The following is a 7,527-nucleotide window of genomic DNA, read 5'->3' as shown; positions in this document are numbered from 1 at the left end:
AAAAAAAGGGCCCTAGCCATCTGGCAATTTCTATTAGAGCAGCCCTTAGGCCTGTTAGATGTCAAACCGAGGTTCTACTTTGAAATAGTAGGGGACTTATTAGATGATGAAATGCTAGACTTCCTTAAAAATGTCCCTCCAGATCTTTTCCAATTCGAGATCGGGGTCCAGACCATCCACGAGGAAGTTAACCTGCACTGCCAGCGCCGCCAGAACTGGGAAAAGCTGGCCCGAAATATAAAGAAACTCCGTTCTATGGGCAACATCCGCCTGCACCTGGACCTCATCGCCGGACTGCCGAAGGAAACCTACTCTTCCTTCGCCCAAAGCTTCGATGCCGTCTACAGCTTAAGACCCCATGAAATCCAACTGGGTTTTCTTAAGCTTTTAAAGGGGACACCTTTACGTGAGCAAGCTTCTAAGTATGGCTATATCTTCTCGGACGAGCCTCCTTACGAGGTCCTGGCCAGCGGCTCTATGTCCTATGCTGAGCTTCTGCGCCTCCACCGTATAGCTGATCTTTTAGAAAGATACTGGAACTCCCATATAGCTGACCACGCCCTGCTTTATTTGGAGAAAGCCTTTCCTGCTCCTTTCACCCTTTTTGAGGTCCTGGCTTCCTGGTGGGAAGAAAAAGATTTTCACCGCAGGGCCCCCGGCCGACAGGACCTGTATAACAATCTTGCCCAGTTTGCGGCTACCTTTCGCGACAAGATAGATTTGAACCTCTTTTATCACCTGCTCAAATTCGATCTATGCTTGCACGATCGCAGCCGGCGTTGGCCTTCGTGGGCTCCGGCTTCGCCCTTGACAGAAAAAGAAAGGGCTTTCTGGATGGACCGCCTAAGCGACCGGGCCTTCCGGCAGGAATACTTACCGGAGCTTGCGGAGTTAGACTCCTCTACCTTACGCCGTCACGGATACCTTGAGCTCTTCCTCTGCCATCCGGAAAAGCCCTTAGAAAGGCAGCCTACCCTTGTATATTTTTACTACGGTCCCCCCGGAACCCAAGCCAAGGCCAGGGTGTATTATCTTTCAAGGCCTTCAAGACTTAAATAGCTTCAGCTTTATTCCCTGTTGCTCGCCGTTTTAGGCTCCCCCGTAGGGGTGAAATACTTGCGCGCAAAGGCCAGAGCCACATTGACTAAGCCGATCATTACCGGCACTTCGATTAAGGGGCCGATGACTGCGGCAAAGGCTTGGCCGGAGTCGATGCCGAATACGGCCACTGCCACGGCTATGGCCAGCTCAAAGTTGTTGCTGGCGGCGGTAAAGGAGAGGGTAGTGGTCTGGGCGTAATTTACTCCCAGGCGCATGCTCAAGAAAAAGGATATCAAGAACATCACTACAAAGTAGGCGATAAGGGGTATAGCTACCCGCATGACGTCCAGGGGCAGGCTAACAATATAATTGCCCTTTAAGGAGAACATGACCACAATGGTGAAAAGCAAAGCTATTAAAGCCAAGGGGCTTACTTTAGGCACAAAAACTTTTTCGTACCACTCTTTGCCCTTAGCAGGTAAAAGTATCCTCCGGGTAAGAAAGCCGGCCACAAAGGGAATGCCCAGGTAGATGGCTACACTGGTGGCTACTTCTCCGATGGACACCTGCACCCGCATACCCTTAAGCCCTATGAGGGTAGGCAATACGGTAATGAAGATATAAGCATATATAGAGTAAAACACGACCTGGAAGATGGAATTGAGGGCCACGAGAGCCGCCGCATATTCACTGTCGCCATTGGCCAGGCTGTTCCATACAATGACCATGGCGATGCAGCGGGCAAGGCCTATAAGTATTAGCCCTACCATATACTCAGGATAGTTCCGGAGAAAGATTATGGCCAGGATGAACATCAGAATAGGGCCGATTACCCAGTTTTGGATGAGGGAGAGGGCTAACACCTTGGAGTTCTTAAAAACTTTGCCCATCTCCTCATATTTTACTTTGGCTAAGGGAGGGTACATCATAACAATCAGGCCTATGGCTATGGGGATGGAAGTGGTTCCAATAGAAAGCTTATCCAGGGCCGTAGCCACCCCCGGCACAAAATAACCCAAGCCTACACCGAAAGCCATGGCCAGGAAAATCCATAGAGTAAGGAAGCGGTCCAGCAAGGAAAGGCGTGCTGCAGCTTGGCCGTTGGGCATAACCGGTTTTGACCTCCCTTTCTAGGTTACTATTTTGGCTGCTGGTGCTTTTCTAGATAGCACGCTGCTTTTCATATATTGCTTTTTCACTCGGATTATAGTTAGTTTCTTATTTTTGTCTTCTTACCGGCCGGCAATTAACTTTGGGGTTTTGCTTTAGCTTTTCAACTTGGAGCTTTTCCTGTTCCAACCCCTTTTTGTCCTGTAAAGGAGAAAACAGATAGGAGGAAAAATCTTGCAGAAACCTCTCCAGGAACTCCCTTCTCAAGGAATAAAATACCCACTGGCCTATCTTTTCTTCCTCCACCAGGCCGGCCTCTTTAAGAACACGCAGATGCTGGGAGATAGCCGGCTGAGAAACATTAAAAATTTCCTCCAGCTCGCATACACAGAACTCCTGCTCGGCCAAAAGGGCGACGATTTTTAAGCGCAGGCTTTGGCCCAGGGCCTTAAATATTTTTTCAGCTTCTTTTATTTCCAAGCATTGGTTCACCTCCTGAACCAGTTTGTTCTGTTTGTAGCAATTATATAAACGTTTGCTTATATAATATTATACCTTTGAATTCGTGTCAATAAATCAATAAATTGTAGGAGGTTGCGTTTGGGGCCACAAAAAGGTTGACACCCGAGGGCGTTTGTTTTAAAATTTATATTGCAATATAGCAATATACTAATATAAAAGACCAATTCTACCGCATTACCTGTATTTCACCGTATTTCAAATTACACCGCTTAAGGAGAGTGAAAGAGTGGAACGGCTAATCGAATATCTCAAAGTCCTGGCAGATCCCACGCGCATGAAAATAATTAAGTTCCTTTTAGAGCGCGATATGTACGTTTGTGAACTGGTGGCGGTAATGAATATCGCCCAACCCACTGTATCCCAGCATCTAAGGAGATTAAAAGCGGTGGGCCTGGCGGAGGAAAAAAAGGAAGGCCAGCGCGTCCGTTACCGGGTGAATAAGGAGGTGCTGGCTGAATGCCAGAGGGAACTAGAGATATTTTGGGTTACTCCCATCAAAGATATCCCCCAAATGAAAGAAGAATGGGAGCGCTATGAAGCTTTTGTGGCCAGTGGGAAAGTACTGAGTTCTTGTCCACCGCCTCAAGATACCCATAACGACTTAGCTTAGTTCAAATTTGGTACAGCTTTTTTAAAGCTAATTTAAAAGGAGATGTTCTTCCTATGAGCAAGCAAACTAAGCTGCTCTTAATTTTAGCCGTATTTCTAGCAGCCTACTTTCTCCCCTTCCACCATCCCAGGATGCAGAGCGCTATCCTGGAAGCTTTTTACATGCTGCAAGAATACGCTAGGGAGCACGTGCTGTTCTGCCTGGTACCCGCCCTCTTTATCGCGGGAGCTATAAGCAATTTCCTTTCCTCCCAGGCCGTAATGAAATACCTGGGGCCGGACAGCCCCAAGGTGACGGCTTATGGAGTAGGGGCGGTTTCCGGGGCCATACTGGCTGTTTGCTCCTGCACTGTACTGCCTTTATTTATGGGCATTTATAAACGGGGAGCGGGCTTAGGACCGGCCATAGCCTTTCTCTATTCGGGCCCTGCGATAAACGTCTTGGCCATTATCCTTTCGGCCCGGGTCCTGGGCTGGCAAATAGGGCTGGCCAGGGCTATTGGCGCGGTCCTGTTTTCGGTAGTTATAGGCCTTATTATGGCCCTGCTCTTTAGAGGAGAAGAGCAGGAGAGGGCCAAAGGATTGCTCATGCCTGAAGGTGAAGGCGAACCAAGGCGGACTTTAGGCCAGACTACTCTGTATTTTCTCGTTTTGGTTCTGATACTCGTCTTTGCCGCTTGGGGCAAGCCTGCGGAGAAGGCAGGTTTATGGTATGCGGTCTACAGCATTAAGTGGTATCTCGTGATAGGCCTGCTCGTAGCCCTGGCCCTGATTTTAAAGGCCTGGTTTACCCGGGAAGAATTATCTGCCTGGGTGGATTCTACGTGGGATTTCAGTATTAAGATCTTACCCCTTCTTTTCGGAGGGGTACTGGTGGCCGGATTCCTTATGGGCAGACCCGGCGTGGATACAGGGATAATCCCGGCTAAGTATATATCCATGGTCGTAGGAGGGAATGGGCTTCTAGCCAATTTCACGGCTTCTATCGTCGGAGCTTTTATGTACTTTGCCACTCTGACGGAAGTACCCATTGTACAGGGGCTTCTGGGCTCCGGCATGGGCCAGGGACCTGCTCTAGCCCTGCTTCTTGCAGGGCCGGCTTTAAGTTTACCCAATATGTTGGTCATCAACAGCGTCCTGGGCTTTAAGAAAACCTTTACCTATGTTTCCCTGGTAGTCATAATGGCCACTTTAACTGGAATGATTTTCGGAGCGCTGGTCGGCTAAGATAACAAAAGGAACAAAATTTAACTTGAGGCTACCAGAGAAATGTTTTAAATTTAACTTTAAAGGGAAAGGAGAGACGGAACAGTGGAAATCAAAGTCTTAGGTCCGGGCTGCGCCCGGTGTAAGGCGCTGGAGAGTAACGTCATGAACGCTCTGGCCGAAATGGGTGTTGCGGCTGACGTGGAAAAGGTAACCGACATCAACAAGATCACTGATTACGGGGTCATTATGACACCCGGGCTGGTCATCAACGGCAAAGTGAAAGTCTTCGGCCGCGTGCCTGACAAAGAGGAGATTAAGAAATGGATTAACGAGGAGTTGAACCAATAAAGGGGAGAGGAGCGTATGGCGGAGAAGTGCACCTGCGACCCGGCAGAAGTTATGATCTTCCCTTGCGCCGGGGGTTCGAATGTAGGGCAAATAGCTAACCAGGCGGCGGTGAAGCTGGACCAAGAAGGGATAGGCAAGCTCTTTTGCCTGGCCGGCCTGGGGGGCCATGTGCAGAGCATTGTGGAATCCACCAAAGTGGCCAAGAGGATCGTAGTTATTGACGGCTGTCCCATAGCTTGCGCTAAAGCGGCAGTAGAACATGCTGGCTTTCCGGTGACCGACTATGTTATGGTGACACAATTGGGAGTTAAAAAACACCACGATTTTGTCTGGACGGATGAAGAAGTCGAGCACGTGGTAAAAGCGGTGAAGGAATCCCTGGGGTATTAGTTTTAACGCCACGGGCAAGTACCTTTTGCCCGTGGCTTTCTTAAAAGAAGGGAAAGGGGTTATTTAATGGGTATCTATCTGGACAATGCCGCCACTTCTTTCCCTAAACCTGAGAGAGTATATAAGGCCATGGATGATTATCTGCGCGATATAGGGGTTAGTGCCGGGAGGGGAGCCTATAAGCTGGCTCTGGAGGCTGATAGAATTGTATATGAGGCCCGCTCTCATTTAGGCCGCCTGTTCAACATAAAAGATGTTAGCCGCATAGTGTTTACCTTTAACGTTACTGAAGCTTTGAACCTGGCGATAAAGGGGCTGCTTAGGGAAGGAGACCATGTTATAACCACCTCCCTGGAGCACAATGCTGTCTGGCGGCCTTTGAAAAGGCTTGAGCGGGAAAGAGGAATTAAAATAACTGCCCTTCCTTGTCCTCAAGGTGGCCCTTTTCAATTGCGCGATTTAGAAGAGTCTATCCGGCCAGAGACCAGGATGATAGTCATGCTCCACGCTTCCAATGTTACCGGCGCTTTGATGCCGGTGGAGGAAGTAGGGAAAATAGCGCGCAAGAAGGGTATACCTTTTCTGGTGGATGCTGCCCAGACGGCAGGGGCCTACCCTATTGATGTGGAGGCTATGAATATCGATCTTCTGGCCTTTACCGGCCATAAAGGACTTATGGGCCCTCAAGGTACGGGCGGTTTATATATCAGGGAAGGGTTTGAGCCTGAGCCACTTATCGAGGGAGGGACGGGAAGTGAATCGGCCTTGGAAGAGCAGCCCCGGGTTTTGCCCGACCGCTATGAGGCGGGCACCCAGAATGTGGCGGGGCTAGCGGGCCTTAAGGCAGCGGTAGAATTTTTACTGGAGACCGGCGTGGAAAACATACGGAAAAAAGAGCTAGAGCTTCTTGAACACCTGCAGGAAGGCTTAAAAAGAATACCCGGCTTAGAAATTTACGGCCCTCATGAGGTCACCTCCAAGGTCGGCGTGGTGTCCTTCAATTTATCTTCCGTAAGCGCCGGGGAAGTAGCTTATGTGCTAGACGAGGTTTATGGAATCATGGTAAGATCTGGACTTCACTGCGCTCCTTGCGCTCACCGCAGTATAGGTACTTTAGAGCGGGGGACAGTGCGGGTAAGCCTGGGTTATTTTAACACCCGTGACGATATTGATGCCCTTCTGGCAGCTCTAAGGGATATTACCGGGCGTTTAAAAGGGTGATAGTTTAATGGGCAAAGTATTTATAGTGTTGGATGAAGAAGAGCAAATGAAACTGGAGAGGATATGCCTCGATAAAGAGAGGGAAGAGGCCTTAGAATTTATTTTAAAGCACGTGGCTCCAAAGCTAAAAAAGCCGGTGCCCTGTCTGGCGGGGTAGCTGATGCGGCCCGAGAGGTGAAACTATGTACTTACAAGATATACGTATAACCTACATGGAGCCCTGCCCGGCTGACCCGGAGAAGATACGCCTAAAAGCACGCTTCTCCCGCGATATCCGCGAATTAATGCCCTATCTTAAGCGGTTATTCTCCATGCTATTTATAATCCTGAGAGTCATACACTAACCTTTACTAAGGAATCTCGCCTGCTTACCGTCTATCCCCAAGAGATGACTATAGCTAAAGCGCTTAATACTACCGATACGTTTAAGACTAGACTCTGGATTGGTTTAAAGATTTAGTTAACGACACTTATGCCCGCCGGGACCAAATTGAACCCCTTTACATCCGCCGACAGCGCCCTACAGCCCTGGAGATATACAAGTACCTGCCCGGAAAAAACTGTAAGCAATGCGGTGAGCCCACTTGCCTGGCTGTAGCACAATTAGGGAGCCAGCCCGGATAAAAAAATAAGCCCCGGACCAGCCGCTTAAGCGAAAAGCCTGGCCATCCAGGGCTCTGTGTACGACTTTATTCTGTATGCGATAATTGCCAACCCATATTACTTAAGCATCTCTAAAAAAGCTTCTATACGGGTCTTGAGTTGCCCCACATCCTCTTCGCTGTAATCGCTCTCCAAAGTGAGCACCGGTATACCTCTTTCCTTCAAGGCCTTTTCCACCCGCCTGGCTTCTAAAGCATAGGTCTGGCAGAACTGCAAGGTATAGTAAATAACCCCATCGGCCTGCCATTCTTGAGCTAAGTTTAGAATATTTTCCACCCGGTTAAAATTGGGAGTAAAGCAGGCGCAGTTAATATCTAAAATGCGCCGGGCCAGTGCTTTAATCTGGTCCCTCAAGGTCCCTTCCTCTTCTACACGTCCGGCAAAATAGCGGGTACCGGTGCAGGTCTCCTCGGC

12 protein-coding genes are annotated in these 7,527 nt (G+C 49.1%); 9 read left to right on the top strand and 3 right to left on the bottom strand.

Annotated elements, in window-relative coordinates; all coding sequences use genetic code 11:
• On the top strand, window positions 1–1,059 hold a 1,059-nt coding region (locus L5656_RS09820; RefSeq protein WP_297202470.1), incomplete at its 5' end, for a B12-binding domain-containing radical SAM protein.
• 8 nt (window positions 1,060–1,067) lie between these two features.
• On the opposite strand, the gene arsB is transcribed toward L5656_RS09820, so the two are convergent.
• Together arsB and L5656_RS09810 are read right to left on the bottom strand one after the other, a co-directional pair.
• The gene (arsB, locus tag L5656_RS09815) at window positions 1,068–2,150 is read right to left on the bottom strand and encodes an ACR3 family arsenite efflux transporter (protein ID WP_297202468.1); all 1,083 of its coding nucleotides are present in this window, start codon (window positions 2,148–2,150) and stop codon (window positions 1,068–1,070) included.
• Between the two features lie 109 nt (window positions 2,151–2,259).
• Entirely contained in the window at window positions 2,260–2,631 is a 372-nt protein-coding gene (locus L5656_RS09810; protein ID WP_297202466.1) for an ArsR/SmtB family transcription factor, read from the bottom strand.
• Between the two features lie 268 nt (window positions 2,632–2,899).
• Between L5656_RS09810 and L5656_RS09805 the strand changes: the two genes are divergently transcribed.
• From L5656_RS09805 to L5656_RS11435, 8 genes are all read left to right on the top strand, one after another.
• A complete protein-coding gene (locus tag L5656_RS09805) occupies window positions 2,900–3,283 on the top strand; it encodes an ArsR/SmtB family transcription factor (RefSeq protein ID WP_297202464.1) in 384 nt (127 codons plus the stop codon).
• A 53-nt stretch (window positions 3,284–3,336) separates the two neighbouring features.
• Window positions 3,337–4,509 carry a permease gene (locus L5656_RS09800; protein ID WP_297202462.1) on the top strand — a complete coding sequence of 391 codons (1,173 nt, stop codon included), beginning with the start codon at window positions 3,337–3,339 and terminating at the stop codon, window positions 4,507–4,509.
• A gap of 84 nt (window positions 4,510–4,593) precedes the next feature.
• Window positions 4,594–4,839, top strand: coding sequence for a thioredoxin family protein (locus L5656_RS09795; protein WP_297202460.1), 246 nt, complete (start codon window positions 4,594–4,596; stop codon window positions 4,837–4,839).
• Between the two features lie 15 nt (window positions 4,840–4,854).
• A complete protein-coding gene (locus tag L5656_RS09790) occupies window positions 4,855–5,229 on the top strand; it encodes a putative zinc-binding protein (RefSeq protein ID WP_297202457.1) in 375 nt (124 codons plus the stop codon).
• 66 nt (window positions 5,230–5,295) lie between these two features.
• A complete protein-coding gene (locus L5656_RS09785) occupies window positions 5,296–6,450 on the top strand; it encodes an aminotransferase class V-fold PLP-dependent enzyme (protein WP_297202455.1) in 1,155 nt (384 codons plus the stop codon).
• 7 nt (window positions 6,451–6,457) lie between these two features.
• Window positions 6,458–6,607, top strand: a complete 150-nt coding sequence (locus L5656_RS09780) for a hypothetical protein (protein ID WP_297202453.1) — start codon at window positions 6,458–6,460, stop codon at window positions 6,605–6,607.
• Window positions 6,608–6,632: 25 nt separating this feature from the next.
• Window positions 6,633–6,794, top strand: coding sequence for a hypothetical protein (locus tag L5656_RS09775; protein ID WP_297202451.1), 162 nt, complete (start codon window positions 6,633–6,635; stop codon window positions 6,792–6,794).
• Window positions 6,795–6,888: 94 nt separating this feature from the next.
• Window positions 6,889–7,074 (top strand): (Fe-S)-binding protein, encoded by a 186-nt coding sequence (locus L5656_RS11435; protein WP_366018254.1) that lies wholly within the window; start codon window positions 6,889–6,891, stop codon window positions 7,072–7,074.
• 96 nt (window positions 7,075–7,170) lie between these two features.
• Here the strand turns inward: L5656_RS11435 and L5656_RS09770 are convergent.
• The coding region (locus L5656_RS09770; RefSeq protein WP_297202449.1) for a 2-hydroxyacyl-CoA dehydratase family protein at window positions 7,171–7,527 on the bottom strand (357 nt) is incomplete at its 5' end.

Source organism: Thermanaeromonas sp., from assembly GCF_021890735.1.
In the GTDB taxonomy this organism is placed as follows: domain Bacteria; phylum Bacillota; class DSM-521; order Neomoorellales; family Neomoorellaceae; genus Thermanaeromonas.
Note: the sequence above shows the minus strand (reverse complement) of the source record. Positions and strands in the feature narration are given on the sequence as shown.

Bases quoted from the DNA above. Each gene is read 5' to 3' on its own strand.
- L5656_RS09775 (WP_297202451.1), top strand. From the start codon at position 6,633: ATGTACTTACAAGATATACGTATAACCTACATGGAGCCCTGCCCGGCT.
- L5656_RS09790 (WP_297202457.1), top strand. From the start codon at position 4,855: ATGGCGGAGAAGTGCACCTGCGACCCGGCAGAAGTTATGATCTTCCCT.
- L5656_RS09785 (WP_297202455.1), top strand. From the start codon at position 5,296: ATGGGTATCTATCTGGACAATGCCGCCACTTCTTTCCCTAAACCTGAG.
- L5656_RS09780 (WP_297202453.1), top strand. From the start codon at position 6,458: ATGGGCAAAGTATTTATAGTGTTGGATGAAGAAGAGCAAATGAAACTG.
- L5656_RS09800 (WP_297202462.1), top strand. From the start codon at position 3,337: ATGAGCAAGCAAACTAAGCTGCTCTTAATTTTAGCCGTATTTCTAGCA.
- arsB (WP_297202468.1), bottom strand. From the start codon at position 2,150: ATGCCCAACGGCCAAGCTGCAGCACGCCTTTCCTTGCTGGACCGCTTC.